General features: G+C 50.4%; 35 protein-coding genes and 1 pseudogene. 23 read left to right on the top strand and 13 right to left on the bottom strand.

Features of this window, described 5'->3' with window-relative positions; genetic code table 11:
• Positions 1 to 228 precede the first annotated feature (228 nt).
• The 7 genes and pseudogenes from FY206_RS15310 to FY206_RS15280 form a co-directional block, all read right to left on the bottom strand.
• Positions 229 to 531, bottom strand: a complete 303-nt coding sequence (locus FY206_RS15310; protein ID WP_077064545.1) for an RNA-binding protein — start codon at positions 529 to 531, stop codon at positions 229 to 231.
• The gene (locus FY206_RS15305) at positions 524 to 1,417 is read right to left on the bottom strand and encodes a Lar family restriction alleviation protein (protein ID WP_080500351.1); all 894 of its coding nucleotides are present in this window, start codon (positions 1,415 to 1,417) and stop codon (positions 524 to 526) included. Before FY206_RS15305 ends, FY206_RS15310 begins: the two co-directional genes overlap by 8 nt.
• Positions 1,414 to 1,788 (bottom strand): annotated as a pseudogene (locus tag FY206_RS15300) (ead/Ea22-like family protein); the annotation flags it as partial. The gene FY206_RS15305 and the pseudogene FY206_RS15300, both read right to left, overlap by 4 nt.
• Positions 1,775 to 2,323 carry a hypothetical protein gene (locus tag FY206_RS15295; protein ID WP_077064546.1) on the bottom strand — a complete coding sequence of 183 codons (549 nt, stop codon included), beginning with the start codon at positions 2,321 to 2,323 and terminating at the stop codon, positions 1,775 to 1,777. The pseudogene FY206_RS15300 and the gene FY206_RS15295, both read right to left, overlap by 14 nt.
• Positions 2,310 to 3,344 (bottom strand): chromosome partitioning protein ParB, encoded by a 1,035-nt coding sequence (locus tag FY206_RS15290; RefSeq protein ID WP_077064547.1) that lies wholly within the window; start codon positions 3,342 to 3,344, stop codon positions 2,310 to 2,312. Before FY206_RS15290 ends, FY206_RS15295 begins: the two co-directional genes overlap by 14 nt.
• Positions 3,344 to 3,703, bottom strand: a complete 360-nt coding sequence (locus FY206_RS15285) for a hypothetical protein (RefSeq protein ID WP_243144139.1) — start codon at positions 3,701 to 3,703, stop codon at positions 3,344 to 3,346. Before FY206_RS15285 ends, FY206_RS15290 begins: the two co-directional genes overlap by 1 nt.
• A 102-nt stretch (positions 3,704 to 3,805) precedes the next feature.
• Positions 3,806 to 4,126, bottom strand: a complete 321-nt coding sequence (locus FY206_RS15280; RefSeq protein WP_207708322.1) for a hypothetical protein — start codon at positions 4,124 to 4,126, stop codon at positions 3,806 to 3,808.
• A 402-nt stretch (positions 4,127 to 4,528) separates the two neighbouring features.
• On the opposite strand from FY206_RS15280, the gene FY206_RS15275 reads away from it, so the two are divergent.
• Positions 4,529 to 4,762, top strand: a complete 234-nt coding sequence (locus FY206_RS15275) for a hypothetical protein (RefSeq protein WP_131825687.1) — start codon at positions 4,529 to 4,531, stop codon at positions 4,760 to 4,762.
• A gap of 387 nt (positions 4,763 to 5,149) precedes the next feature.
• Here FY206_RS15275 and FY206_RS15265 read toward each other — a convergent pair whose 3' ends face one another.
• Positions 5,150 to 5,809, bottom strand: a complete 660-nt coding sequence (locus FY206_RS15265) for a LexA family protein (protein ID WP_077064550.1) — start codon at positions 5,807 to 5,809, stop codon at positions 5,150 to 5,152.
• Between the two features lie 107 nt (positions 5,810 to 5,916).
• Between FY206_RS15265 and FY206_RS15260 the strand changes: the two genes are divergently transcribed.
• From FY206_RS15260 to FY206_RS25850, 13 genes are all read left to right on the top strand, one after another.
• Positions 5,917 to 6,141, top strand: coding sequence for a helix-turn-helix transcriptional regulator (locus FY206_RS15260; RefSeq protein ID WP_074169863.1), 225 nt, complete (start codon positions 5,917 to 5,919; stop codon positions 6,139 to 6,141).
• A 25-nt stretch (positions 6,142 to 6,166) separates the two neighbouring features.
• Positions 6,167 to 6,637 (top strand): YmfL family putative regulatory protein, encoded by a 471-nt coding sequence (locus FY206_RS15255; RefSeq protein WP_077064551.1) that lies wholly within the window; start codon positions 6,167 to 6,169, stop codon positions 6,635 to 6,637.
• Positions 6,638 to 6,877: 240 nt separating this feature from the next.
• Positions 6,878 to 7,090, top strand: a complete 213-nt coding sequence (locus FY206_RS15250; RefSeq protein ID WP_077064552.1) for a DUF4222 domain-containing protein — start codon at positions 6,878 to 6,880, stop codon at positions 7,088 to 7,090.
• Positions 7,047 to 7,973, top strand: coding sequence for a conserved phage C-terminal domain-containing protein (locus FY206_RS15245; protein WP_077064553.1), 927 nt, complete (start codon positions 7,047 to 7,049; stop codon positions 7,971 to 7,973). The genes FY206_RS15250 and FY206_RS15245 overlap by 44 nt, the downstream gene beginning before the upstream one ends.
• Positions 7,970 to 8,290 carry a LexA family protein gene (locus FY206_RS15240; protein ID WP_077064554.1) on the top strand — a complete coding sequence of 107 codons (321 nt, stop codon included), beginning with the start codon at positions 7,970 to 7,972 and terminating at the stop codon, positions 8,288 to 8,290. The genes FY206_RS15245 and FY206_RS15240 overlap by 4 nt, the downstream gene beginning before the upstream one ends.
• Positions 8,287 to 8,676: a RusA family crossover junction endodeoxyribonuclease gene (locus FY206_RS15235; RefSeq protein WP_077064555.1), complete on the top strand. Its 390-nt coding sequence runs from the start codon at positions 8,287 to 8,289 to the stop codon at positions 8,674 to 8,676. The genes FY206_RS15240 and FY206_RS15235 overlap by 4 nt, the downstream gene beginning before the upstream one ends.
• Entirely contained in the window at positions 8,673 to 9,662 is a 990-nt protein-coding gene (locus tag FY206_RS15230; RefSeq protein ID WP_077064556.1) for a DUF968 domain-containing protein, read from the top strand. The genes FY206_RS15235 and FY206_RS15230 overlap by 4 nt, the downstream gene beginning before the upstream one ends.
• Before the next feature lie 13 nt (positions 9,663 to 9,675).
• Positions 9,676 to 10,254, top strand: coding sequence for a DUF1133 family protein (locus FY206_RS15225; RefSeq protein ID WP_077064557.1), 579 nt, complete (start codon positions 9,676 to 9,678; stop codon positions 10,252 to 10,254).
• Between the two features lie 151 nt (positions 10,255 to 10,405).
• Positions 10,406 to 11,185 (top strand): hypothetical protein, encoded by a 780-nt coding sequence (locus FY206_RS15220; protein WP_077064558.1) that lies wholly within the window; start codon positions 10,406 to 10,408, stop codon positions 11,183 to 11,185.
• A gap of 513 nt (positions 11,186 to 11,698) precedes the next feature.
• The gene (locus FY206_RS15215) at positions 11,699 to 12,094 is read left to right on the top strand and encodes a phage holin family protein (protein WP_077064559.1); all 396 of its coding nucleotides are present in this window, start codon (positions 11,699 to 11,701) and stop codon (positions 12,092 to 12,094) included.
• A complete protein-coding gene (locus FY206_RS15210; protein ID WP_077064560.1) occupies positions 12,081 to 12,362 on the top strand; it encodes a phage holin family protein in 282 nt (93 codons plus the stop codon). Before FY206_RS15215 ends, FY206_RS15210 begins: the two co-directional genes overlap by 14 nt.
• 96 nt (positions 12,363 to 12,458) lie before the next feature.
• A complete protein-coding gene (locus FY206_RS15200) occupies positions 12,459 to 12,899 on the top strand; it encodes a lysozyme (RefSeq protein ID WP_077064561.1) in 441 nt (146 codons plus the stop codon).
• The gene (locus FY206_RS25850; protein WP_077064562.1) at positions 12,896 to 13,366 is read left to right on the top strand and encodes a lysis protein; all 471 of its coding nucleotides are present in this window, start codon (positions 12,896 to 12,898) and stop codon (positions 13,364 to 13,366) included. Before FY206_RS15200 ends, FY206_RS25850 begins: the two co-directional genes overlap by 4 nt.
• Positions 13,367 to 13,393: 27 nt before the next feature.
• Here the strand turns inward: FY206_RS25850 and FY206_RS25600 are convergent, their stop codons facing one another.
• The 3 genes from FY206_RS25600 to FY206_RS15185 all read right to left on the bottom strand — a co-directional run bounded on the left by FY206_RS25600 (position 13,394) and on the right by FY206_RS15185 (position 14,800).
• Complete coding sequence (locus tag FY206_RS25600) at positions 13,394 to 13,708, bottom strand: hypothetical protein (RefSeq protein WP_243144138.1); 315 nt, start codon at positions 13,706 to 13,708, stop codon at positions 13,394 to 13,396.
• Positions 13,709 to 13,833: 125 nt separating this feature from the next.
• Positions 13,834 to 13,968, bottom strand: a complete 135-nt coding sequence (locus tag FY206_RS25725; RefSeq protein WP_279238154.1) for a hypothetical protein — start codon at positions 13,966 to 13,968, stop codon at positions 13,834 to 13,836.
• A gap of 481 nt (positions 13,969 to 14,449) precedes the next feature.
• Positions 14,450 to 14,800 carry a hypothetical protein gene (locus tag FY206_RS15185; RefSeq protein WP_077064565.1) on the bottom strand — a complete coding sequence of 117 codons (351 nt, stop codon included), beginning with the start codon at positions 14,798 to 14,800 and terminating at the stop codon, positions 14,450 to 14,452.
• Between the two features lie 132 nt (positions 14,801 to 14,932).
• On the opposite strand from FY206_RS15185, the gene FY206_RS15180 reads away from it, so the two are divergent.
• Together FY206_RS15180 and FY206_RS25330 are read left to right on the top strand one after the other, a co-directional pair.
• Entirely contained in the window at positions 14,933 to 16,390 is a 1,458-nt protein-coding gene (locus FY206_RS15180; RefSeq protein WP_077064566.1) for a glycosyltransferase family 2 protein, read from the top strand.
• Between the two features lie 12 nt (positions 16,391 to 16,402).
• Positions 16,403 to 16,561: a hypothetical protein gene (locus tag FY206_RS25330; protein ID WP_167513850.1), complete on the top strand. Its 159-nt coding sequence runs from the start codon at positions 16,403 to 16,405 to the stop codon at positions 16,559 to 16,561.
• On the opposite strand, the gene FY206_RS15175 is transcribed toward FY206_RS25330, so the two are convergent.
• Positions 16,538 to 16,756 carry a hypothetical protein gene (locus tag FY206_RS15175; RefSeq protein ID WP_131825688.1) on the bottom strand — a complete coding sequence of 73 codons (219 nt, stop codon included), beginning with the start codon at positions 16,754 to 16,756 and terminating at the stop codon, positions 16,538 to 16,540. The genes FY206_RS25330 and FY206_RS15175 overlap by 24 nt on opposite strands.
• A gap of 188 nt (positions 16,757 to 16,944) precedes the next feature.
• Between FY206_RS15175 and FY206_RS15170 the strand changes: the two genes are divergently transcribed.
• Positions 16,945 to 18,065 (top strand): IS3-like element ISSen4 family transposase gene (locus tag FY206_RS15170; RefSeq protein WP_085950818.1). Its coding sequence is split into 2 segments (ribosomal slippage): positions 16,945 to 17,203 and positions 17,203 to 18,065, totalling 1,122 coding nucleotides; the frame shifts between segments, so codons are not numbered across the junction.
• Positions 18,066 to 18,146: 81 nt separating this feature from the next.
• Complete coding sequence (locus FY206_RS15165) at positions 18,147 to 18,737, top strand: hypothetical protein (protein ID WP_077064158.1); 591 nt, start codon at positions 18,147 to 18,149, stop codon at positions 18,735 to 18,737.
• A 31-nt stretch (positions 18,738 to 18,768) separates the two neighbouring features.
• Here the strand turns inward: FY206_RS15165 and FY206_RS25595 are convergent, their stop codons facing one another.
• A complete protein-coding gene (locus FY206_RS25595) occupies positions 18,769 to 18,948 on the bottom strand; it encodes a hypothetical protein (RefSeq protein ID WP_077064159.1) in 180 nt (59 codons plus the stop codon).
• A 101-nt stretch (positions 18,949 to 19,049) separates the two neighbouring features.
• On the opposite strand from FY206_RS25595, the gene FY206_RS15155 reads away from it, so the two are divergent.
• From FY206_RS15155 to FY206_RS15135, 5 genes are all read left to right on the top strand, one after another.
• Positions 19,050 to 19,400 carry an HNH endonuclease gene (locus FY206_RS15155; RefSeq protein WP_077064160.1) on the top strand — a complete coding sequence of 117 codons (351 nt, stop codon included), beginning with the start codon at positions 19,050 to 19,052 and terminating at the stop codon, positions 19,398 to 19,400.
• A gap of 156 nt (positions 19,401 to 19,556) precedes the next feature.
• Positions 19,557 to 20,030 carry a phage terminase small subunit P27 family gene (locus tag FY206_RS15150; protein ID WP_077064161.1) on the top strand — a complete coding sequence of 158 codons (474 nt, stop codon included), beginning with the start codon at positions 19,557 to 19,559 and terminating at the stop codon, positions 20,028 to 20,030.
• Positions 20,030 to 21,766 carry a terminase large subunit gene (locus FY206_RS15145; RefSeq protein ID WP_077064162.1) on the top strand — a complete coding sequence of 579 codons (1,737 nt, stop codon included), beginning with the start codon at positions 20,030 to 20,032 and terminating at the stop codon, positions 21,764 to 21,766. The genes FY206_RS15150 and FY206_RS15145 overlap by 1 nt, the downstream gene beginning before the upstream one ends.
• Positions 21,766 to 23,070: a phage portal protein gene (locus FY206_RS15140; RefSeq protein WP_077064163.1), complete on the top strand. Its 1,305-nt coding sequence runs from the start codon at positions 21,766 to 21,768 to the stop codon at positions 23,068 to 23,070. Before FY206_RS15145 ends, FY206_RS15140 begins: the two co-directional genes overlap by 1 nt.
• A gap of 13 nt (positions 23,071 to 23,083) precedes the next feature.
• Positions 23,084 to 23,932, top strand: coding sequence for a head maturation protease, ClpP-related (locus FY206_RS15135; RefSeq protein WP_077064164.1), 849 nt, complete (start codon positions 23,084 to 23,086; stop codon positions 23,930 to 23,932).
• Positions 23,933 to 23,936 lie beyond the last annotated feature (4 nt).

The raw sequence follows: 23,936 nt of genomic DNA, 5'->3' as shown, positions 1-23,936 counted from the left end.
CATGAGAACCGGCATCGGCACGTGGATAACCAGCTTTTTGAGTCTGTCGATTTCACCGGCCAACTCCAGTAGACGGTAGCGACAATCCTCTGCCTCCTCTCGCCACCAAGCTACATCCGCTTTAAGGCGGCGCAAGCGCCGCTGTTTGAGTTTGCTCACCATGGAAGCCACCCCATTTCCTGAAGTGCGCCTATGACCAGCAGCACGAATATTACTGCGTCGAATGGGTTAGGCATGGGTGTTCACCTTTATCGCGAACACCTTCACCGGGTCAGGTCCGAAGTGCGGGTGTGTTATCGTCTTCACTTCGTAGCCAGCGTACGGGATGTCTATACGACGGTCAGCATCGTCTTTTCTTGGATAGCCGCGGGTAATAATCAGGCGGTCAAAGCGGCGCGGTAACTGCTGGTTATGACCATGTGAGAGCCTGCGGCACCAGTACGTATTGACCAGGCGATACTCTTCGACCTTCTCGCCGGCTTTCATCTGGTCGAAGTATTCACCGTTAACAGCCAGTTGCAGGTTAGCCATTCTTCACCTCCTTCTGAGGTGCTGCTGCAATCATCGCCTTATAGCGATCTGGGAATCGCGGACTCTCCCATGGCAGACCCATCGCCTCGCACATCTGATAGGTCGGCTCAACCGGCACCAGTACCCAACCATCCGGAATCACCGGAGAGTTGCCATCGGCACCATGAAGCATAGCGGCGCGGCGATTCCATATCTCACGCAACTTATCTCTTGCGTCCTCGTCTGTGTGATATGCGGTGTCGGTTGATATTCCACAAGCGTTGCAAGATATCCAGTTGAGGTTATCGTCATCATAATCAAACTCAGCACGGCCGCCGCAGCATGGGCATGGAAGAAGGCCGTTTTCATCAGGCACAGATACCGGCGCTGGCGGGGCGGTGTATAACGGCTGACAAGAACCTTCAAAACACGACCTGTCAGAGCGAATGATTTTTTCGCCTGTATCAGCATCTTTAACCATCCATGCCACAGCCTCCGCTTCGAGCGATGCCAGCGCGATACGCGCCAGCTCACGCACAACTTCCGGCGGCGCGTAACGGTCATTCAGGGCATCCCACAGATGGAGCATGTTGTCGCTCTCAGGGTGAACATCCTCGTTAGTTCCGGCCAGCGTGGTAATAACCGCATCGGCTGCATCAATGATTTTCTGCGCCTGCTCTTTGGTAATAGTGCTCATGGGCTTTCCTTCAGCCATCTCTTCATCGGTTTCCCATAAAACGCGCGCCTGACCCTCACAGACTTGAATCACACCCCCACGACCGCAGGAGTTGCACTTAACGGCATCGTCATCCCACAAGCCACTTTCGTTTCCACGAGCTGTTTTGACTGTGTGTGATTTATTTCCGCAACGGCATTTGTTGAGCCAGCCGATAGTGAACGTTTTCATGATGCCTCTCCTTTACCGGCTGCGGCGACCTTTAGGCCAGCAGTTGCTAGCGCCGCCAACACATCCTCGCGTGAATACCAATCCCCATCCGGGGAAGGCGTTGGACACATTTCAACTTCATAGCGCTCGGGTAATGTCACCTTCCGCGCCTCAAGCTCAGCAATCCGCTTCTCTGCGGCTTCCAGCGCCTTGACCAACTCATCTACGGTTCCGGCTGCTTGGCGCGCGTAATCCGTGATTGCCAGCTCGCATTCAACCTCAGTGCCGTTTTCGTTGGAGTGGCAAATAGCAAAGTAGTCTGAGTCAATTTCGTTATCAGCCAAATGCCTCAGCGTGTCGGCAACAAGTACACCGTTTTCAATCAGCAGCTCTGTCGCACGTTTGTCGATGTTGCTCATCGGGTGACCCCTCTGTCCGTGTGCGAAAAGTAGAGACAAAACCAGCGGCGCCAGCAGCACCAATTCGCAACTCTGGTGTTGTGCTGGTCTGGGATAATTCGGTGAACCGAGCTTCTAGCTCATCAACCAGCTCATTTCTCGCCTGCGCCCGCACTTCAGCCAGGAAAGTGTTAGTTGTAGGGGTTTTGAATGAGTCAATAACAGCTTGCACACCTGCTCGCGTAGCTTCCTCTGGAGTGGCGCCATTCTCAATTGCCTTATCAGCGGCAGAGCCGCCAACTTCATCAGCGTTCATCCACACGTCAACTGACTTCAGTCCCGCATTCTCCGCTGCCAGCGCAGCAGCATCATCACGAACCTTACGCAGTTCCATAACGGCAACCTGAACTGCATAGGCGAACATAGCGGTGGGACGGTCACCCGATTTCTCACTATCGCGCTGCATATTGACTGCAATAGTCATCAGTTCATCCAGTTGTTCGCCGGTCATTGGTTTATTGGCTGTCATGATTATTTTCCTGCTTCAGTTTGTGTTGCTTAACGAAGTGGGCCACAGCCTTTGACTGGCTGGCGGCAATGGTTTTGTCACCCATGTCCAGCCAAACTGTTTTTCCGCGGTACAGTGAGGCCCGACCAATGTCTTTACCATCGAGCATCACATACAGAGTTCGTCCGCGAATTTCAGTGGTCGGGACTGGCTGAGACAAGCGATACGTTTCACGCGCTTCAGCAATGGCTTTGTGCTCGTCGATAATTGCCAGCGCTTCAGCTAGCGCCACACCTTCAAGAGTGAAAACACCTTCATCACTGATTGCAGCCTGAGCCATAAGCTCAACGAAACGGCGCGCGTTCTTGATGCTTAGTTCTGGGGCGATAGAACTGCGGGTAACTTTCGATTTCCCTTGGGCAGCAGCGACTGCTTTGTCATGCTGGAGAACCTCACCCGCCTGTTCGCCATACTCGCGAACGCGGTCCACAGCAACGTCAACAGATACGGCACCGGATTTAACTTCCCGCTGCACATCATGGTTTGCTGTGCTGAGGAGTAATAACTTCTCTACGGTGGCCAAAGACTTATTAACCAGCTTTGCTATCTCGCTGGTGGTCTGGTTGAAGGCGTTATGTAGCTCCTGAATAACAGCTGCCTGTTCCATATCGGAGAGCGGGAGTTGGTTGTTGCTGGTCATGATGCGCGCCAGGCGCTGCACATCGTTACCGTTGAACGGCATGATATGGATTCGGTCTACTGGCTTGCCAGCTTCAGCGCAGCGTGCGTAGCAGCGGCGACGGCGGTGACCTTCAACAACCCACACTCCACCTTCATCACGAGCGATAACTTCCAGCGGTGGAACTGATCCGCCGCTCATCAGGTAGTTGAACAGGTCATCATCAGCCTGGCGGGTGCGTTCATCATCTTCACGCTTGTTGAAACCTTCACGAACGTGGATATCGGAAAGAGCGATAAACATCCCGGTATCGGAGCGCTTAATTACACCGGCCTTGGTCATTTGCTTGAATGAATTAGCCATTAGAGAGCAACCTCGCTCTTCAGGCAAAGGACGACAGGAGTGAGCTCACGCAGTTCTCGCTGAGCTTCCAGCATGTGCATGTTGGTAGGCGTTTTGGTGTGGCGCTCTTCTATACGGTCACACTCTTTTGCCCAGCTGGTGACATCCTCACGCAGGGTAGCGTTCTGCTCAGCCAGTTCCTTACGATGTGCCAACGCTTCACACAGCGCAACGCTGGTAACATCAAGGCGTGTAGCCAGTTCGTTAACCATCCAGCCGTAAGCAGCTGGAAGGAGAGGGGCGGCCTTTCGAGCTGCGTCAATAAGCTGCTTTCTGGTCATGCGTGGTTGTAACTCGGTGACGTTCTGTGTGTTCGTCATGGATAGTTTCTCCGTGTTATAAGCGCTCTGCACAGTGCTGAATTTTGGTTGCACGAATCCCGGCACTTGAATGCTGCCAAATTCGTATCTATTCATTAGGAATTAAAAATATTCGCGATTATCAGAACGAACGCGCTCGAGAATAATCTTTGCTTCCTCCTGAGTTGGTGCAAGCAAGGCTTTCTCTATCGCCCTAGCAAAACTAATCGCATCGCATTCGTAACTATCTGCCCGTGATTCCCAATCAGATGCCTCTTCTTCAGCAGAAGAAATACGGTCATCGTATTCATATTCCAGCTCGTTGCGAACCTCGGTGCGGAGACTTTCACGTATAATGTCTGACGCTTCTTCAAGTGGAAGAATGACCAGTAAATTTTCGGGCTGATAAGTACCATACTTAACAGCCAAATCATTCGCAGACATGCTGCCTCCAGAAAAAGTGCCCGCCGCGAAGCGGGCTAAGAACATTTTTCCAATCCAACCAGAACAGGCACATCGTCTCCTGTTGGTTGAGATGGCGTTATTACCATCACCAAACACCCGGAGGATGCTTGAGGCTGGCAGCCATAATCGACACTGCAATGTCGACACGTTATTTCTCCACAATTGGGAGCGCGTTCTCCTGAGGTTGATTTAACGACTGAGGCCTCTCAAGGAACCGGCTGAACGCGCTTTCAATTGTGTAAAAGGGGCGGTCGACATTAAGGACATTCACAACTGCCGACCGCCAAGACTACACACAGCAATGAAAACTTTGCCTGTCTTTTCACCACGTCAGGCTCAGTGGTATTCTTGGAGTTCTCACACAGCCAAGAAGTTAACCCTATGAATAACGATATTACTGAGTTAAGACTCACTGCTATTGAAGCTGCGATTAAGACAATTTCAGCTGCAATCTGTGCTAACGAGGGTCCACTATCAGATGACCTGCATAACCAGATACAATTATTGCGCGATCAACTTTCAAGCCCAGAAAGCACTGTAAAACAAGAAGCCATTACCTATCAGACCATCAAGCTTCTGGATTCGCTCAATTGCGACCCGTGGGATCCGTTTTAAAAAATTTCTCGTTGAAGGCCGCCATTTTTGATTTTGCTCGAGCCCTTCGTTCGGCATGAAGGGTAATTTGCATGTCTGAAAGAGCGCTAAAAACTGCCGCATTGAACGCCAGAAACTGCGACTCATCACTGCACTCGGCAGTAATTTTTCCGTCAACTACCAACTCTATCTTCATTCCTGACACCCATAATGTTCACTGTCGATGATTTGAATATACAAAACGTATTCATTTTGGTCAATACGATTTGTATACAAAAATCATGATTAACATTATGTATTTGTTTATTAACGAAAGAATTGTTGTTGATAGTTGAGTGTTAGATTATTTAGACGTGGAGCGAAGTATGATTCATAGAACCCAGCGGGTCGCTGGGCATCGTATGATTTTTAGAGAAGTCGTAGCTTAGTTTCAACGGCAACACCAATGATTCGACAGTTACCATTAATTGGAACAAGGGGCCATTGCGGATTTAGTCCTTTTAAATATTTTTGGCCCCCATCAATGATCAATTTTTTGAAAGTGGCTTCATTTGTATCTGATAGTTTTGCAATCACCAAGCTACCGTTTATAGGATCTCTTCCTGTATCGAACAAGACAAAGGTACCCTCAGGAATACTCAGGCCAACTGGTGCTGTCATAGAATCACCTTCAACTTCTAGCCAGAATGCCTCTCCCTGGATATGAGCATCAGACTCAAGCCATAGATCGATATCTTTCAGGGTATAAGCTTCTACAGCTTCCCCCCAAGCCCCAGCTTTGACGCTACTTAATACCGGATACTTTTTACCTGGCTTGTACCTGCCAACGTACTCAACATCCCCTTTGAGGGTCTCATCAACTATTAAACCACCCGCACCAACAGAAAAATTTTTTTTCCCTAAAAACTCTAGGATTCGTGCGATCTCCTCCAGGCTAGGCTGACGCCGAGCATTCAACCAATGGCTTACTGCACCTTTGGTTATGCCAAGATGTTCTGCCATCTGCTCTTGAGTAATTCCCTGTGATTTCATCAGGGATTTAGCTAGGTCGTACCATTTCATCGTCATACCAAAATAATACAACCCGTATACTTTTAATCGAGTCACAAAATGTATATCTCACTTGTGAATTTAAGATACAAAATGTATATTCATATTGTTAACGGGAGAACGTAATGAATAATCTTCGAGCAATAAGAACAAAGCTGGGTATTACACAAGGGCACTTAGCAAGTGCACTTGGCGTAACAAAAGGGGCTGTTTGTCACTACGAAAACAGCAAAAGGAAAATGAACATCGATCAGTGCCGTGCAATCGTTTCTGCGCTCAATGATTTCGGCGCAGAAGTCAGTATTGATGATGTTTTCCCACCTCTGCAGTCTAGTGAAACGGCTGCATAAACATAACTACCAAAGGAAAAACAACATGGTAGAGCCAAGCCTGAAAGAAGTAGTGAAAGCGATGTGCAAAGCGTTTCCCGGTGGCCGTGAGGCAATGGCCGGTGCTCTTGGCATGTCAGTAACGCAATTCAACAACAACCTGTACGAGAAGAACGGCTGTCGCTTCTTCGAAGTTAACGAGCTGGAAGCAATGGAAGACATTTCAAATACGTCTCTCCTAGCGGATTACTTCGCTCGTCGTCGCGGAGCACTGCTGGTGGATGTACCACACCTGAAAGACCTGGACCGTGTCGACTTGTTTGATCGTGCTTTGCGTACATCAGCTGCTCGCGGACGCGTCGATACCGTTATTCAGAAAGCACTGGAAGACGGAGTGATAGAACCCCATGAAGCGGACGAAATTAATGAGTATCACCGCCGTCACTTGGCAGCACGTGAAGAAGAAATCCGCGCGATTGTCGCGCTGTTTAGCCGTAAGCAAAGCCAAAAAAAGTGACGCCCGCGAGTGTGCAGCTCCGGGCGTCTTGGCGTGTCGTATTCAGTGGAGAAACTAACGCATGAACAGTTTAAACCGATTGAGACCAGCGAAGCAATTCAGATGCCTTCCACTGGTGGGAAAAGATTCCCCGTTCGGCTATGTGGAGAGATTAAACGAGCAGGCTGACACGAACAACTACCAGCCTGAGAACGCGATGGTAGAGGCTTTTGTTCTGATGAACGAGAAGGGGCGTGAGGAATGGCTGAAGTTAACCGGCGGTTCAAGGACCACTACGGCGTCCCGGTCCATGTCATCAGATGGGAGCCACAGACTCGACGCGTTATATACCTTCGCGAAGGGTACGATCATGAGTGCTTCAGCCCTCTTGAGCAATTCCAGCGTAAATTTACAGAGTTAAAGGACGACCATGAGCCTGTTGATGCCATCCCGGCCGATAGTGATAAACCCTGACCTTGCATACAGCATTGGCCTTAACGAGGCTATTGCGTTGCAGCAGGTTAACTACTGGCTTAAAGAAACCACCTCCGGACTGGAGCGTGACGGCGTGCGCTGGATTTACAACACCACCGAGCAGTGGCTGGAGCAGTTTCCGTTCTGGTCAGAGTCTACGCTGAAGCGCACATTCACTCGCCTGAAGAACCTCGGAGTTCTCAAAGTTGAGCAACTGAACAAGTCTCAGCGCGACATGACGAACTACTACACGATCAACTACGAAAGCGAGCTTTTAGATGAGGTCAAAGTGACCAAATCGAAGAGTTCAAAATGCACTATTCCATCAGGTCAAAATGAACCGATGGAAGAGGTCAAAGTGAAACGCTCCAACGGGTCAAAACGAACCGCTCTCATCAGGTCAAAATGCACTGATGTTCTTACAGAGAATACAACAGAGAATACTACAGATATTAAAAAACCTATTTGTCCGGTTGCGCCGCAACCAGACGGTGATGTGTTGATCACCGATCAGGCTAAACAGGTTTTAAACCATCTGAACCAGGTGACCAGTTCGCGTTATCAGGTTTCAACAACCTCCCTGCAAAACATTCGTGCCCGAATCGGGGAAGGTTACACCGTTGAAGAGTTATCGCTGGTGGTGGATTACTGCAACGCGAAGTGGAGCGAAGATCTCACTATGTCGGCTTACCTTCGCCCACAGACTCTTTTCCAGCCAACAAAGTTTCCTGGCTACCTGAAGTCAGCCAACAGCTGGGCCAAAGCTGGGCGTCCACCTCGTATCAACGGAGAGTGGGCACGAGAAGATGGGGTTTTCCGCTCCAGTTTCCAGAACACTGACTACAGCAAAGTCCCGGCAGGTTTCAGAGGAGCAAATTCATGATGAAATTAACGCCGCGTCAGAATGATGTTCTGGATGCCATCGTGCTTTACAAGGACCTAACCGGTTTCCCGCCGACTATTCTGGAGCTTGCTGAATTAATTGGCTGTGCATCACCGAACGCTGCTGCTGAGCATGTGAAGGCGCTAAAGAAAAAAGGTTACCTCTCCATTGCTCCTGGCGCTGCCAGGGGCATTACCGTCGTCAAAACAGAATTGGATGCTGATCCGGTAGCGATCATTAAAGGCCTGCTATCCGGTGGAGACATGGCCAGAGATAACGCTGTTGAATGGCTGAAAAAACAGGGAGTGAGTTTATGAAACTGGTGCTCCCGTTCCCTCCGAGCGTAAACACCTACTGGCGAGCCCCGAACAAGGGGCCGTTAAAAGGCCGCCATCTTATCAGTGAGAAAGGCAGGGCATATCAGAGTGCGGCATGCGCAGCGATAATTGAGCAACTGCGTTGCCTTCCAAAACCATCATCGTCACCAGCTGCGGTGGAGATACTTCTCTTTCCGCCAGATGCACGCCGCCGCGATATCGACAATTACAACAAGGCTCTGTTTGACGCACTTAGTCACGCTGGCATCTGGGAGGATGACAGTCAGGTGCAGCGAATGCTGGTGGAGTGGGGCCCTAAAGTTCCGGGTGGCAGGGTTGAAATAGCGATCACTAAACATCAACCAGCGGTAGGAGTAATAGGGTGAGAGCCATACTGACACCTGAAGTTGCACCAATGTCAGGGGTGGTACTGTTCCGCCCTGGAAACGAGTTGCTGTGGCTTTTTCGTCGTGGACGGGTGGTAATTGAAACACCATCCGAAGCAATCCAGCATTTGCCATCAGGGCTTATTCCAGAAGCACATCAGCCACTGACAGATGATGTCAGTATGGAGGAGCTTTTCCTGAACGAGAGAGTCATTCAGCGTGCTGGTGGACTGAGTAGTCTTGATACCTGGCTTGAACGTAAATTCGAATGTCAGTGGCCCCATAATGAATGGCACTCTAAGGACTTTACGGTAATGCGGCATGCACCCGGAAGCATTCGCCTTTGCTGGGGCTGTGATAACCAGTTGCGTGAACAAACCACTGAAAGACTGGCAGGAATTGCCATGCAGAACCTGGTAAAATGGCTGCTCGAAAGGGTGAATATTATGCTGGGCTTTAATGCAGACCATACCCTGACGCTGCCGGAGTTCTGCTGGTGGATGGTACGTAACGATCTGGCCGACCTTATTCCTGAATCAGTGGCCAATAAAGCCCTCAGGATTAAGCCTGAATCGCATAGCTCAGTGATGCGGGAAAGTGAGATTGTTCCGTCATTACCGGCGACTGAAATCCTCCAGGAGAAAGTTAAGAAGATAGTCTCGGTGAAGGTCGATCCTGAATCACCCGAATCTTTCATGCTGAGGCCAAAGCGCCGCCGCTGGGAGAACGATAAGTACACCCGCTGGGTTAAGTCGCAGAAGTGCAGTTGCTGCAATAACCCGGCAGACGACCCCCACCACCTGATAGGCCACGGGCAGGGTGGAATGGGTACCAAAGCGCATGACCTGTTTGTGATACCGCTGTGCAGAGCGCATCACGATGAGTTGCACGCTGATCCTGTGGCATTTGAAGCGAAGCACGGCGACCAGTTGGTGCTGTTGTTTCGGTTTTTAGATCGTGCGCTGGAAATCGGCGTACTGGCGTAAGTGGAGACGCAACATGATCAATCCTTCAGAAGTTGGCAAATCCGGCGAGATGGTTCGCCTTCGCACTCTCGAAAGCATCTGGGTACAGGGCAAGCTCCGCATGTGGGGTCGCTGGTCGTACATCGGTGGTGGTTCAGGCGGGAACATGTTCAACCAGTTGCTTGCATCCGGAAAAATCACCAAGACCGCAATCAACGATGCGCTGCGCAGAATGAAGAAATCCGGCATCACTAAACCTGAGCTGGAAGCGTACCTGCGCGAAATCCTCGACAGCAAAAACAAAAGTGGCCTGGCGTTCTGCTCTGATGAAGAAGGGTTGAAGGTGGATGGTGTTATTGCTTCAGTCCTCATGAATGACGACTACCGATCCCTCTATGGTGTCATCGTTGACCGTCACCGGCTACGCAAGAGCAAGCTCCAGATGGCGAACGAGCTCAATGCAAAACACCCTGACTGGACCTTGATCACATGCCGCCGCCGCATAGACACTTGGGTAAGTTTGGCAGAATCGATACTGTACGCTCCACTTTGTGACGCGTTTGGCACAAATACCGACAGATTTAAGTTGCAGGGTGAGCAAGAAAGTGCTTAAATTGTGGTAGGCTCGGGACAGTAAAGCGTACTGAGCAATAAAGCAAAACATAAACCCGCCAGCAGTGCGGGTTTTTTTGTGAGCGCGTTGATTGAATGCTTTCGCCAACAAGTACTACAATCGCTTGGTAAAAATACTCAGGAGCGAGCGAATGTACATTCTTGAGCTAATCCAGCCTGGAGATTGTCTTGGTTATCAAGACAGGGACTTAGCAGCAAAACTTGAAAATTTGTTAGGGCACCTCGAATCGGCGTTCTGTGATGCCAATATTGCATTAAATTTTTTTCTTTTAGAGTTTTCAAATGGCCCATCCAAAATTACATCTGAGCAATATCGCCAGGAATTAGAAGAACGTAAAATAATACACCACCAAGTTTGCCAAGAGTTGGGCGATCAGACACATGCAAACTATGACAAAATACGGTTCGAAGTTGATCGGCGTTTCAAAACAGAAAAGTGGAAAAATGGTGAACTTCCTAAAAGCCATCAACATCGAATAAAGTTCTTACATGCAAGAAGCTTTCTTTATGCACTAGATAATATTGATAAGTTTCTGAAGGTTCTTGCCAATTCAGATGGAGCACCACAGCGAATAGCGGAACTTCATTTACAACTGAAGAGTGACTTCCCTGATTTAACAGGTGTGAGAAACACTTCCCATCATATGGAAGATAGAGCTCGTGGCCTTGACGCTCAAAAGGTACCACAACCCCTAAAATTAAAACCGGTTAATGCCGATTTTATCGTTGGTTCTCAGGGGGATTTGATTTTGGATAATCTACATGGGTCAAAATATGGCTGCACTAAGGCAAATGGGTACTATGGAGTAGTCGATGTTTCTCTCGATTCGTTGTTAAAAGTGCAATCAATAATACAAAATGTGTTTGATGCTTTTGAATGGGTTGGCTTCAGACATCACCTCCCAAGGTAAAATTCATAGATAGAATCTGCGAGGCTGCCTACGGGCGGCCTTTTGTTTCCCCTCGTTCCGAGATGACTCTCGGCGATGATTCATTGACTATGTGAATGAATTTGCCGTAACTTATTCTTGTGGTGAATCCTTTCTAAGCGAGAGGGCGTTCCAGTCAACTGCTATCTGCAGGTATGCGCGCGTCTTTGCTGACTGGGGTAGAGTCACCGGGAGGCACCCGGCACCATGACAACAACAATAAGATATTCAAATTCCTTGAGAGCCTGCCATAAACCGCAGGCTTTTTTTTATGGTTTTGCAAACTGCTGCTACGCTTTGAGTTGTGGGAAGTAACTGAGTGCTCTTCGGTTCTCCTTAGCCAATAGTGAATCAGCCGATACAGCTTCACTTCTGAGCATAGGTCCTACTCACACCTACCTTACAAATAGTCAACTCATTAGCCCGCTATAAAAAGCGGGCTTTTTTTATTCCCCTCATAACTGAGAGGATTCACGGCAATAAGAGGGGGACTAGATGTCCGATCCTGTATCTGGCACTACGGTAGCGGCTGGTGGTCTGATGGGGGCCAGCATGTTCGGCCTGGCAACCGGCATAGATTACGGTGTGGTGTTTGGCGCATTCGCTGGTGCGGTATTCTACGTCGCTACGGCGGTTAATATCAGCCGCCTTAAGCTGGTGGGCTACTTCATCACCTCATTCATCTTCGGCGTTATCGGCGCTCCACTGCTTGGCTCTTACTTCTCCAAATGGACGGGGTATAGCGACAGGCCACTCGATGCGCTCGGCGCGGTAATCGTAGCCGCTATTGCTATTAAGCTGCTGACGTTCGTCAACAGTCAGGATTTGGGAAGCCTGTTTGGAATTCTCTCGCGTTTACGTAGTGGAGGGGCCAGCAATGGTAACAAGTGATCCAAGTGCGATGGCAAACGCAATTATCTCTGCTGTTATCGTTATTGCACTGATGTTCTACCAGCGCGGCGGGGCGAGACATCGCCCGCTGATATCGCTGATGGCTTATTTCACGGTGCTGGTATACGCCAGCGTCCCTTTCCGTTATCTGTTCGGCCTGTACCATGAATCCCACTGGTTTGTGGTGATGGTCAATGTCCTGATCTGTGCTGCCGTTCTCTGGGCTCGGGGAAACGTGGCGCGCCTGATTGATGCACTGAGGCACTAATGAACCAATCACAATTTCAAAAGGCGGTAAGTATCAGCAGAGTGATGGGCTTCGTGGCACTGACTTACTTCTGGGAATGCCTGACGGGGATTAAGAATGCAAATTAGTGATAAAGGCCTTGCCCTAATCAAGCAGTTCGAAGGCTGCAAGCTCACCGCGTACCGGGACAGCGTCGGAGTGTGGACGATTGGCTATGGGTGGACTCAGCCTGTCGACGGCAAACCGATCCGCGCCGGGATGACGATTAAGCAGGAAACGGCAGAACGCCTGCTGAAGACAGGACTAGTCAGCTACGAAAGTGACGTGTCCCGCCTGGTTAAAGTCGATCTGACTCAGGGGCAATTCGATGCTCTGGTGTCTTTCACTTACAATCTCGGTGCCCGGTCTTTGTCAACAGCTACGCTCCTGCGAAAACTCAACGCCAGTGATTACGCTGGCGCAGCTGATGAGTTCCTGCGCTGGAATAAAGCTGGTGGTAAAGTCCTGAATGGACTGGCCCGTCGGCGCGAGGCGGAGCGCGCTCTGTTCCTTTCATGATTAGCGCGCTGGTTAAGCGTTACTGGATGCAATTGCTGGTAGTGGTCCTAATTGGTGTGTTGACGTTCTTCGTCAACCGATACCGAGACAATGCTATCACCTACAAAGACCAGCGCGATAAAGCCACCAAAGCTCTCAACCTGGCTAACTCCACGATCAAAGATATGCAGGTGCGCCAGCGAGATGTTGCTGCGCTGGATGCCAAATACACCGGAGAACTGGCTGATGCCAAAGCTACTATCGATCAGCTTAAGCGCGATGTTGCTTCTGGCAAGCGTCGGATGCAGCTCAACGCAAACTGTCCCGCGAACGGAACGACCAGCACCGGCGGCCTGGGCGATGCTACCGGCCCCCGACTTACTGACTCCGCTGAACGGGATTATTTCAACCTCAGAGAGCGAATCGTCACAGTGACGAAGCAGGTCGGCTATCTGCAGGAATACATTCGCACGCAGTGCCTGAAATAGTGAATACACCAATGCCTTAAGGATGTGCTAAAGAAAACCGCTTTTCTTCAGTTTTTTAGCCAATAAGTAATTAGTGATTGCTGCAAGAGAAATCCCAACAATCCATGGCACAGCTGAATCAAGCATTAGCGAGTTGTTCACGTTAATGCTGACGGTGATGCAGGCAAAGGTATTTGTTAAAACAAACCACGCAAAAAGAATCTGCTTCATTTGGTTATCTCCATGTGTTTCATCCCAGCAATATCCATCTACAAGCCAGCAAAAGCAAGTTGGCGCATAACAAAGCGTGGCAGGCGAACTGCCAGAAACCAAAATTAGCGAGGTCCAAGTGATCGCAACCATCGGAACAATTCTTGTTTGGACTCTAATCGTTGTTGCGGCAGCCGCTGGGCTGTTTTTCGCATTCATCGGCTTTATGTTTTTTATCAGCTGGCCTAAGTGACACTAAGTGTTAGCCATTACAAAGCCTATCTGCGGGTGGGCTTGATAATGCCGTAGCGTTTCAAAAGCGCCAATGTGATTGCCAGACAAAATGTTTTAACGATCTGGTTAATTGATGGCGCGATGGCAATGGCAAAAGAAATATCTAATTCTGAAAACATGTTACCTCCTGTAGAAACGAGGCAGGGGAATTCCTGCTTCCATAGTGGTCTCTAAAGGCATTCGTTGGATATCCAACGCTGTTAGACAGAAGAGACCATCACAAAGTGATAGTTAAATACTATCCCCAGCAGCGGATATTCCTTCTGATATCCCCACAAGCGGATAAAGAGGCTCTCAATGTCCGATATCTGCCAAATTACGCTAACAATCCAAACAGGCGAAACCTTCAAGGGCAAAAATGTCTCAACCTCAGACTGAGTTGTTAGACGGTTTCGTTATGCTCGGTGCAGTAACGATAGAGGGAATGGGGCGACAGGGTAAAGCCAATCTACCTGACCGATCACGATATCGACGTTATGGACCGCCAGACGAAGAAAGACATCCTGGCGCATAACAAAGCGTGGCAGGCTAACTGCCAGAGTGAAATAAATATATCCCCTCGTGAAGATAGTAATTAATCCTCTTAAGGGGATATGTTTTTTATCGTGAGATAAATTTAATGCACTCAATAATCGCGGTGGCAACAGTAACGGTGTTTGCTCCGTTAGCTATCCAGGCGCTTAAACCTGATTTCTTGAGCTTTCGGGCTAAGGTTTCAGGTTTCGGGTCTTCTTTTTTTTGGGTTTCTTCAATCAAAAGACGTAATTTTTGAATGTTAACACCCTGCTTAAAGAAAGCTAAAACTTCTTCAGGCACACCTGAATCAAGCTCCATCGCTTTGCCATTGCCTTGAAAAATGGAGCCATGTGATTCGATGTCTACATCACCTGAAGCTTTAATTCCAACACCATTATCAATAAAAACATTACCAAAAAGTCTAGCTTTGACCATATCGATTATCTCTTAGTTAATGCTGTGTGGGGTTTCAGTAATAATTTATTACTGAGATTAAAAATTCTACCCTATCCGCAATGCAAGATCCTTTCTGGATTTTTGCATAAATGATAAATCGCTGGAGTTGCGATGAATGTCACAATTAACGGTGTCCAGTATGCTCCCGTCTATAATTCTTATGCTCGTATTGGTATAGCCATAACCACGCATAATCGCGCTAACGCCCTGAGCCGCGCACTAATTCAACATTTGCAATTTTTACCTACCGGCGCGCTGGTGGTTGTTATTGATGATGGTTCAAAACCTGCGGCGGTAGTGCCCGACGGCGTTCAGCTGCTTCGCCATGAAACATCACTCGGGATTGTAGCTTCGAAGAACGCCAGCCTGTCAGCCCTGATGGATGCCGGGTGCGAGCATCTTTTTCTGTGGGATGATGATGCCTGGCCCATCGCCGATAACTGGCATCTTCCCTACATCGAATCACCCGAGCCACACCTGGCTTACCAGTTCCTTGATCTTGCTGGCCAGAATAAGCTCAATGACCTTTCGGTGCTTTACCGTGACGATCAGCATGTGGCGTACACCGGGCAGCGCGGCGTGATGTTGTATTACCACCGTAGCGCCATCGAGAAGGTGGGTGGATTTGATCCGGTATACGGTCGCGGCATGTACGAACACAGCGACCTTGCCCTGCGCATTCATAACGCTGGATTGACTACGTGGGCTTATGCCGATGTGAAAGGCTCCGAAAAGCTGATCCATTCTCTCGATGAACATGAAGCGGTGGAACGTTCAGTACCGAGGCCCGACCGCCAGGCGCTGGTGGAACGTAATGTTAAGATCCACAACGAACGACGTGATACCGGCTTTACCGGTTACGTTGAATATCGGCGTCAGCGCGATGTGGTTATCACTACGTTACTGACCAGCCAGCCAGACCCGCAGCGCGGTAAGAAAATGGCGGCCGCACCTGACATGCTGACCAGGTGGGCTGCCTCGCTTCGAAATTGTGGCCGTATCGCACTGGTGGATGAACTACAGACGGCACCGGCAGACGTTGAGCTGTATCGCGTTCCTGACGTGAAGATGAATGTCTACTTCCGGCGCTGGCTTCACATCTGGCAGCATCTACGCGAACACCCTGAATACCGGTTCGTCTGGTGTACTGATGGTACCGATGTAGAAATGCTTCGAGCGCCGTGGGAAGAAATGGAGCCCGGAAAGGTATATGTCGGTTCTGAACCGAAGACCTACGCCGACACCTGGGCGAAACAGAATCATCCTGAGCGCATCTATCAGGAATTCATTGAAGCGCACCGCAATAATGTGATGCTTAATGCTGGTCTGCTGGGTGGCACCCGCGCTGATGTAATGGCGTTCGCTCACAGCATCATCCGTCTTTACTACCGGATCGAGAGCTATCGTTTTTGGAAGAAAGAACAGGCTGGCGCCGCGGTGGGTGACATGCTGGCGTTCGGCATTGTTGCGCAGTCATTCGCTGAAAGGTTGGTCACTGGGCCATTGGTTCATACAGTGTTCAAAACTGATGGTATTGGAAAAGAAAACGCGTGGTGGCGTCATAAATGATGAGAGGTTTCTATGACTTTAGAGTATCGCATTGAACAACTGGAACAGAAGATGAAAGCTATTGAGGCCCGACACGCCTTGGAGGATGAAGAAATCGCTCGAGTAAAAGCGGCCATTTCACAGGCCGCAAAAAAAGGTATAGAGGATTTACTTATTGAGCAGCCGAAGTGATTCATTAAGAACATCTGCAACAGCGCTGTTTTGTCCAAATTTTTGGATGTTGTTATTGATTTCGCTCTCTATTGCAGCAATTTCGTTAGGGTGCATTTTCTGTACTAGTATTTTAATCAAATACTCTGCACCTCCCATACGATATTGAAGTACCTGAATATCTTCTTTGATTTTGTCTATTTCATTTTGTGACACAAGCATTGTCCTTTTCAGAGGTAATCAACCATCCCTCTTTTTTTAAGTGCATCAGTGTCCAACCACTGATGGGTTGAACGTACACAATAAACAAGGCTAAAGCAAAGTAACATCCTGTGACCTGCTCCCCGTTGATTAGTACACCCCGATGTTAGTAATGTCTTCATAAGCCACATGAGGACATCCCCATGAAGAAGCGTTTTTCCGACGAACAGATCATCAGTATTCTCCGCGAAGCCGAAGCTGGGGTACCCGCCCGTGAACTCTGCCGCAAGCATGCCATTTCCGATGCCACGTTTTACACCTGGCGTAAGAAGTATGGCGGTATGGAGGTGCCTGAAGTTAAGCGCCTGAAGTCGCTTGAGGAAGAGAACACCAGACTCAAGAAGCTGCTTGCCGAAGCCATGCTGGATAAAGAGGCGCTTCAGGTGGCTCTTGGGCGAAAGTACTGACGACAGACCAGAAGCGGGAAGCCGTGATGTTGATGTGTGATGCGACCGGTCTGTCGCAACGTCGTGCCTGCAGGCTTACAGGTTTATCCCTGTCGACCTGCCGCTATGAGGCTCACCGTCCGGCTGCTGATGCGCATTTATCAGGGCGCATCACTGAGCTGGCACTGGAGCGCAGGCGTTTTGGCTACCGTCGTATTTGGCAGTTGCTGCGCCGTGAAGGGCTTCATGTTAATCATAAGCGCGTGTACCGGCTTTATCACCTCAGTGGCCTGGGCGTAAAACGCAGAAGACGTCGTAAAGGGCTGGCAACAGAACGTCTGCCGCTGCTCCGTCCGGCGGCGCCCAATCTGACCTGGTCGATGGATTTCGTCATGGACGCACTTTCCACCGGTCGCAGGATCAAGTGTCTTACCTGCGTCGATGATTTCACAAAGGAATGCCTGACGGTCACTGTTGCCTTTGGGATTTCAGGCGTTCAGGTCACGCGTATTCTGGACAGCATTGCACTGTTTCGAGGCTATCCGGCGACGATAAGAACTGACCAGGGGCCGGAGTTCACTTGCCGTGCACTGGATCAATGGGCCTTTGAGCATGGTGTTGAGTTGCGCTTAATCCAGCCGGGCAAGCCAACGCAGAACGGATTTATTGAGAGCTTTAACGGACGATTTCGCGATGAATGTTTGAATGAGCACTGGTTCAGCGATATCGTTCATGCCAGGAAAATTATTAATGACTGGCGGCAGGATTATAACGAATGCCGCCCGCACTCCACGCTGAATTATCAGACACCGTCTGAATTTGCAGCGGGCTGGAGAAAGGGTCATTCTGAGAATGAAGATTCCGACGTTACTAACTGAGTGTTGTATCTAATCGTGGGGGCAGGTCACCTGATATAAAGACAGTAGCCGCCTTCGTGCGGCTTTTTAATTGGAGATTCGCTGGTGGCTGAAGACATAAAGTTTGTGGTGGTCGGCCATCACACCCGCTTAGGACAAGCGCAACGTCTTGCCGCGTTGCTGAATGCTCATCTGCTTATTGATGACGGTGACCACGGTGCGAACTGGAATCACCGACGCGCGCTTGAATGGGCTGATGAGCAACCTTGCCGGGTGGTTGTGCTGGAAGACGATGCGATGCCCGTTCCTTGGTTTGCAGAGCTGGTGGTCGACTGGCTGACCCGCTTCCCTGACGACATGCTGAGCCTTTATCTCGGTACTGGCCGCCCGCCGCAGTACCAGATGCAGATAGCCGAACGGCTGATTATTGCTGATAAGACTCAGGCTGACTACATCACTCTGCCGCGACTGATACACGGGGTGTGCTATAGCGTACCTCCGCAACATATCAACCGCGTGCTGTCTCGATGGGATAACAGTAAGCCCGCTGATTATGCAGTGGGTGATGCTTGGGGCGGTTCAGTGGTCTATCCGTGTTATTCGCTGGTGGATCATGCAGATGGTGAACCGGTTGAACGTCATCCTGACTCAGTACCACGTACAGAACGCCGTCGAGCTTGGCGAACAGCCTGAAAAACCGGCCTATTGGCCGGTTTAATTAGTTTTATCTTTTGCTGTCTGGAGTCCGTTTTACTGGCTCCCATGTTGCACCAGGTTTTGAAGTTGGTGGTGCCCTATGGTTATCAGGAATGGTTGTGTAATTATCGGTTTGGCCGCCACGCGGACCGCGTTCACGATATACACCGCCATCACGTCCACTAGACTGGCCAGGTTTCAAACCCATAAATACCTCCACGAAATTAACCACAAAAGCGTGGCAAATACACTTTGCAGTAAGAATTTACGTTTTCAACGTGGCGATGACTCAATTTTTTAGGAGTGTTAATGCCATCACAAATACCGCGAGCATGCCGCAAGCGTGGCTGCCCTGGCACAACCACAGACCGCTCAGGCTATTGTCCCAGACACCTTAACGAAGGCTGGCAGCAGCATCAGCGAGGACAGAGCAGGCATCAGCGAGGTTATGGCTGCAAGTGGGACAGGCTGCGCCCAATCGTTCTCGACAGAGATAAATACCTTTGTCAGGAATGCCTGCGAAATGGAAAGTATACACCCGCTGAGGCGGTGGACCACATCACCGCCAAAGCAAATGGGGGGACCGATGACCTGTCCAACCTCGAAAGCCTCTGCAAGCCCTGCCACAGGGCGAAAACAGCGGTCGAAAGACTCAAATGACATCCATTATCATTTGAATCGACCGAGGGGGAGGGCGGGTTGAAAGTTCAGGAACGACGCGCCAAAGGACCGCCGCCTAACCTCTTTTCACATCGCCGCAGGTTAGAAATCTTTTTATGGGGTCCCCCATTCGATGATTAATAGGAGTTTTCGATTATGTCTGGACCACCGAAAACCCCGACCCATCTACGTTTGGTGAGGGGTAACCCATCTAAACGCCCTATCAATGAGAACGAACCAAAACCCCCTTCAGGGGTACCCCCAACGCCGAAGCATTTCGACAAGCAGGGGAAATACTGGTTTAAACGGATGGCCGACGAGCTTGATGCTATCGGTGTGATGTCTCAGCTGGACGCCAGAGCCCTTGAGCTGCTGGTTGAGGCTTATACCGAATACAGGCATCACTGCGACACGCTTGAAGTTGAGGGCTACACCTACCGGACCGAAACGCAGAGCGGGGATGTGCTGATCAAGGCTCACCCCGCCGCCATCATGAAAGCTGATGCCTGGAAACGTCTGCGCGCCATGCTCGGTGAGTTTGGCATGACGCCAGCCAGCCGTTCTAAGGTGAATGCCAACGGTCCTGATGCGGTTGATCCGCTGACCGAGTTTATGAAAGCGAGGGATTAATGGCTAAGGTTGCAGAAGGCATCCGCTACGCCGAAAGGGTGGTGGCGGGGGAAATTATTGCCTGTGAGTATGTGCGCCTTGCCTGTCAGCGTTTTCTTGACGATCTGGCAAACGGCGAAGAGCGCGGTATTTTCTTCAGTGAGCCGCGCGCGCAGCACATTCTGAATTTCTATAATTTTGTGCCTCACGTAAAAGGCGCGCTGGCAGGGCAGCCTATTGAGCTGATGGACTGGCACGTTTTCATCCTGATTAATATTTTTGGTTTCGTTATCCCGCTGGTTAACGAAGAAACGGGAGAAACCGTCCTGCGTAACGACGGCAGCGGTCGTCCAGTAATGGTTCGTCGCTTCCGTACAGCAGATGTTGAGGTGGCCCGTAAAAATGCCAAATCAACTCTTTGCTCCGGCGTGGGGCTTTATATGGCTGGTGCCGACGGCGAGGGCGGTGCGGAGGTTTATTCCGCTGCAACTACCCGTGACCAGGCGCGAATTGTTTTTGAAGACGCGAAGAATATGGTCAAGAAGGCGAAAGCCACTCTTGGGCGGATCTTCGAATTCAACAAGCTCGCTATCTACCAGGAGCAAACTGCCTCCAAGTTCGAGCCATTATCATCAGATGCGAACAACCTCGATGGTCTGAACATCCACTGCGCCATCGTCGACGAGCTGCATGCTCACAAAACCCGTGACGTCTGGGACGTTCTGGAGACGGCAACCGGCGCGCGTCTGCAATCGCTGCTTTTCGGTATCACCACCGCCGGTTTCAACAAAGAGGGCATCTGCTACGAATTGCGTGATTACGCCATCAAGGTGCTGCGTGGTCTGGTAAAAGACGATACGTTTTTTGCCATCATCTACACCTTAGATGAAGGTGACGATCCCTTTGATGAAAAAGTCTGGCAGAAGGCGAATCCGGGGCTGGGTATCTGTAAGCGCTGGGATGACCTGCGCCGCCTGGCTAAAAAAGCGAAAGAGCAGGTTTCGGCCAGGATTAACTTTTTCACCAAGCACATGAATATCTGGGTTACCGCTGAGTCGGCCTGGATGGACATGATGAAATGGGATAAATGCGAGTTTATCGCCCCGCTGCACGAGCTTAAAACCTATCCCTCCTGGGTGGGCGTTGACCTGTCAAACAAAATTGATATCTGTGCGGCCGCTAAAGTCTGGCGCGCACCGGATGGACATGTTCATGCGGATTTTAAATTCTGGCTACCGGAAGGACGCCTTGAGAAATGTTCACGCCAGATGGCAGAGCTTTATCGTAAATGGGCCGAGATGGATAAGCTGATCCTTACCGATGGGGATGTAATCGACCATGCTCAGATTAAGGAAGAGCTACAGGTGTGGGTTGCTGGCGAGAGTCTGAAAGAAATTGGCTTCGATCCGTGGAGTGCGACGCAGTTCAGCCTCGCTCTCGCAGAGGAAGGGCTGCCGCTGGTGGAAGTACCGCAGACGGTTCGCAATTTCTCTGAGGCCATGAAAGAGGTCGAGGCGCTGGTATACGGTGGCCGTTTCCATCACAGCGATCACCCGGTAATGAACTGGATGATGTCTAACGTAACCGTCAAACCCGACAGGAACGAAAACATTTTTCCGAACAAGTCCACACCAGAGGCCAAGATTGATGGCCCAGCGGCATTGTTTACTGCAATGAGCCGCGTTCTGGTTAACGGTGGCAACGACCAGCAGGATCTCTCCGGATTCTTCAATAATCCAATCATGGTAGGTTTCTGATGAAAAAAAACAAACAGCCAGGCAGGGTGAAAAGTGCCCTGCTTAACTGGCTCGGTGTGCCTATCAGCCTGACTACCGGCACGTTCTGGGAGGAATGGTTTGGTACCAGCAGCAGCGGAAAGGTGGTAACGGCCGATAAAGCCATCCAGCTATCGGCCGTGTGGGCATGCGTAAGACTGTTAAGCGAGTCCATTTCAACCCTTCCGCTGAAAATATACGTTCGACAGCCTGACGGTTCGCGTAAAGTGGCAACCAATCATCCGGCCTATTCGATACTTTGTCGCCGACCCAATTCAGAAATGACACCATCACGCTTTATGTTGATGGTGGTCGCCAGTATTTGTCTGCGCGGGAACGCCTTCATTGAGAAGAAATTCATCGCAAATCGCCTTGTATCGCTGGTGCCTTTGCTGCCGCAGAACATGGTGGTTAAACGTCTCACTACCGGGTCGCTGGAATACAAATACACCGAAAACGGTAGCGAACGCGTCATTTCCGTCAAAAATATCATGCACATTCGTGGATTCGGTCTGGATGGTGTTTGCGGCATGATGCCAATGAAAACAGGCCGCGATGTGATCGGGTCTGCAATGGCGGTAGAAGAGTCTGCGGCAAAAATATTCGAGCAAGGGTTACAAAGCTCTGGCTTCCTGACAGCGGAACAAGCATTAAATGATGAGCAGAGGGAAAGGCTCCGGGAGTACATGGCAAAGTTCACCGGTTCAAAGAACGCCGGAAAAATAATGGTGCTGGAGGGAGGGCTAAAGTACCAGGGCGTTACCATGAATCCTGAAGACGCCCAGATGCTGGAAAGCCGCTCTTTCAGTATTGAAGAAATCTGTCGCTGGTTTCGCGTGCCGCCTTTCATGGTTGGACACACCACAAAACAAAGCAGTTGGGCATCAAGCCTGGAAGGCATGAACCTGCAGTTCCTGACTCATACACTTCGACCACTGCTGGTGAATATTGAGCAGGAAATTGGCCGGTGCTTACTCGACAGTGACGATGAAGTGTTTGCAGAATTCTCTGTTGAAGGTCTACTGCGAGCGGATAGTGCCGGTCGCGCGGCATACTATACCAGCGCGCTTCAAAATGGCTGGATGTCCCGTAATGACGTTCGTCGTCTTGAGAACATGCCGCCGATTGAAGGGGGCGACATTTACACCGTTCAGCTCAACCTGACGCAACTGAAAAATCTCGAAAGCAGCAACCCTGCAGTTCAGGCCCTTGCCCTGCGAGAGCTGCATAACCACGTATTCCCCGACATTTCCTTTGAACAATCTCCGCTGAAACAGGCCGCTTAGGAGCACTTTCCTGATGAGCAAAAAACAACTTCCGGTAGCACCGGCGGGTCGCCCCTGCGCGCGCGTTACCTGTGAAACATTACCGTCTGCACTGGACCGCTGGGACGGTGGGATCAAAGCGGCAGGCACCGACGATAACAGCATTTCTGTTTTTGATGTTATCGGGCAGGACTACTGGGGCGAAGGGGTAACAGCTAAACGTATTGCCGGTGCGCTTAGGGCGATGAACGGCGCCGACGTCACGGTGAACATCAACTCACCGGGCGGAGACATGTTCGAAGGTCTGGCTATTTATAACCTGCTCCGCGAATACGAAGGCCGTGTAACGGTGAAGGTGCTGGGCATTGCCGCCAGCGCAGCCTCGATAATTGCGATGGCCGGGGATGATATTCAGATTGGCCGCGGTGCCTTTTTGATGATCCACAACTGCTGGGTATACGCGATGGGAAACCGCCATGACTTTGCTGAACTGGCACAGTCACTGGAGCCATTCGATACCGCAATGGCTGATATCTACGCGGCACGCTCCGGCCTTGATATGGCCGCTGTACAGAAGCTGATGGACGCGGAAAGCTATATCGGTGGCAGTGATGCTGTGGCGAAGGGACTGGCAGACAGCCTGCTTTCTGCTGATGCGGTCAGCGACGGCGACGAATCGCCTGCTGCCGCGCTTCGCAAACTTGATGCATTGCTGGCCAAGACCAACACACCGCGCTCTGAGCGCAGAAAACTCATTAAAGCCTTATCCGGTGGCATGCCTGGCGCTGTCACCACTCACGACGGTACGCCGGGCGCTGCCGAAGACATCAAACCCGAAACCATCAATTCACTTGAAAACGCCCTGGCGGCGCTAGTCAAATAAGGAC

It is taken from the genome of Enterobacter chengduensis, assembly GCF_001984825.2.
GTDB lineage: Bacteria > Pseudomonadota > Gammaproteobacteria > Enterobacterales > Enterobacteriaceae > Enterobacter > Enterobacter chengduensis.
The sequence above is the reverse complement of the archived record's forward strand: the minus strand, read 5'-3'. Positions and strand labels throughout refer to the sequence as shown.

Bases quoted from the DNA above. Each gene is read 5' to 3' on its own strand.
- FY206_RS15310 (WP_077064545.1), bottom strand. From the start codon at position 531: ATGGCTAACCTGCAACTGGCTGTTAACGGTGAATACTTCGACCAGATG.
- FY206_RS15305 (WP_080500351.1), bottom strand. From the start codon at position 1,417: ATGAAAACGTTCACTATCGGCTGGCTCAACAAATGCCGTTGCGGAAAT.
- FY206_RS15295 (WP_077064546.1), bottom strand. From the start codon at position 2,323: ATGACAGCCAATAAACCAATGACCGGCGAACAACTGGATGAACTGATG.
- FY206_RS15290 (WP_077064547.1), bottom strand. From the start codon at position 3,344: ATGGCTAATTCATTCAAGCAAATGACCAAGGCCGGTGTAATTAAGCGC.
- FY206_RS15285 (WP_243144139.1), bottom strand. From the start codon at position 3,703: ATGACGAACACACAGAACGTCACCGAGTTACAACCACGCATGACCAGA.
- FY206_RS15280 (WP_207708322.1), bottom strand. From the start codon at position 4,126: ATGTCTGCGAATGATTTGGCTGTTAAGTATGGTACTTATCAGCCCGAA.
- FY206_RS15275 (WP_131825687.1), top strand. From the start codon at position 4,529: ATGAATAACGATATTACTGAGTTAAGACTCACTGCTATTGAAGCTGCG.
- FY206_RS15265 (WP_077064550.1), bottom strand. From the start codon at position 5,809: ATGACGATGAAATGGTACGACCTAGCTAAATCCCTGATGAAATCACAG.
- FY206_RS15260 (WP_074169863.1), top strand. From the start codon at position 5,917: ATGAATAATCTTCGAGCAATAAGAACAAAGCTGGGTATTACACAAGGG.
- FY206_RS15255 (WP_077064551.1), top strand. From the start codon at position 6,167: ATGGTAGAGCCAAGCCTGAAAGAAGTAGTGAAAGCGATGTGCAAAGCG.
- FY206_RS15250 (WP_077064552.1), top strand. From the start codon at position 6,878: ATGGCTGAAGTTAACCGGCGGTTCAAGGACCACTACGGCGTCCCGGTC.
- FY206_RS15245 (WP_077064553.1), top strand. From the start codon at position 7,047: ATGAGCCTGTTGATGCCATCCCGGCCGATAGTGATAAACCCTGACCTT.
- FY206_RS15240 (WP_077064554.1), top strand. From the start codon at position 7,970: ATGATGAAATTAACGCCGCGTCAGAATGATGTTCTGGATGCCATCGTG.
- FY206_RS15235 (WP_077064555.1), top strand. From the start codon at position 8,287: ATGAAACTGGTGCTCCCGTTCCCTCCGAGCGTAAACACCTACTGGCGA.
- FY206_RS15225 (WP_077064557.1), top strand. From the start codon at position 9,676: ATGATCAATCCTTCAGAAGTTGGCAAATCCGGCGAGATGGTTCGCCTT.
- FY206_RS15220 (WP_077064558.1), top strand. From the start codon at position 10,406: ATGTACATTCTTGAGCTAATCCAGCCTGGAGATTGTCTTGGTTATCAA.
- FY206_RS15215 (WP_077064559.1), top strand. From the start codon at position 11,699: ATGTCCGATCCTGTATCTGGCACTACGGTAGCGGCTGGTGGTCTGATG.
- FY206_RS15210 (WP_077064560.1), top strand. From the start codon at position 12,081: ATGGTAACAAGTGATCCAAGTGCGATGGCAAACGCAATTATCTCTGCT.
- FY206_RS15200 (WP_077064561.1), top strand. From the start codon at position 12,459: ATGCAAATTAGTGATAAAGGCCTTGCCCTAATCAAGCAGTTCGAAGGC.
- FY206_RS25850 (WP_077064562.1), top strand. From the start codon at position 12,896: ATGATTAGCGCGCTGGTTAAGCGTTACTGGATGCAATTGCTGGTAGTG.
- FY206_RS25600 (WP_243144138.1), bottom strand. From the start codon at position 13,708: ATGGTTGCGATCACTTGGACCTCGCTAATTTTGGTTTCTGGCAGTTCG.
- FY206_RS25725 (WP_279238154.1), bottom strand. From the start codon at position 13,968: ATGTTTTCAGAATTAGATATTTCTTTTGCCATTGCCATCGCGCCATCA.
- FY206_RS15185 (WP_077064565.1), bottom strand. From the start codon at position 14,800: ATGGTCAAAGCTAGACTTTTTGGTAATGTTTTTATTGATAATGGTGTT.
- FY206_RS15180 (WP_077064566.1), top strand. From the start codon at position 14,933: ATGAATGTCACAATTAACGGTGTCCAGTATGCTCCCGTCTATAATTCT.
- FY206_RS25330 (WP_167513850.1), top strand. From the start codon at position 16,403: ATGACTTTAGAGTATCGCATTGAACAACTGGAACAGAAGATGAAAGCT.
- FY206_RS25595 (WP_077064159.1), bottom strand. From the start codon at position 18,948: ATGGGTTTGAAACCTGGCCAGTCTAGTGGACGTGATGGCGGTGTATAT.
- FY206_RS15155 (WP_077064160.1), top strand. From the start codon at position 19,050: ATGCCATCACAAATACCGCGAGCATGCCGCAAGCGTGGCTGCCCTGGC.
- FY206_RS15150 (WP_077064161.1), top strand. From the start codon at position 19,557: ATGTCTGGACCACCGAAAACCCCGACCCATCTACGTTTGGTGAGGGGT.
- FY206_RS15145 (WP_077064162.1), top strand. From the start codon at position 20,030: ATGGCTAAGGTTGCAGAAGGCATCCGCTACGCCGAAAGGGTGGTGGCG.
- FY206_RS15140 (WP_077064163.1), top strand. From the start codon at position 21,766: ATGAAAAAAAACAAACAGCCAGGCAGGGTGAAAAGTGCCCTGCTTAAC.
- FY206_RS15135 (WP_077064164.1), top strand. From the start codon at position 23,084: ATGAGCAAAAAACAACTTCCGGTAGCACCGGCGGGTCGCCCCTGCGCG.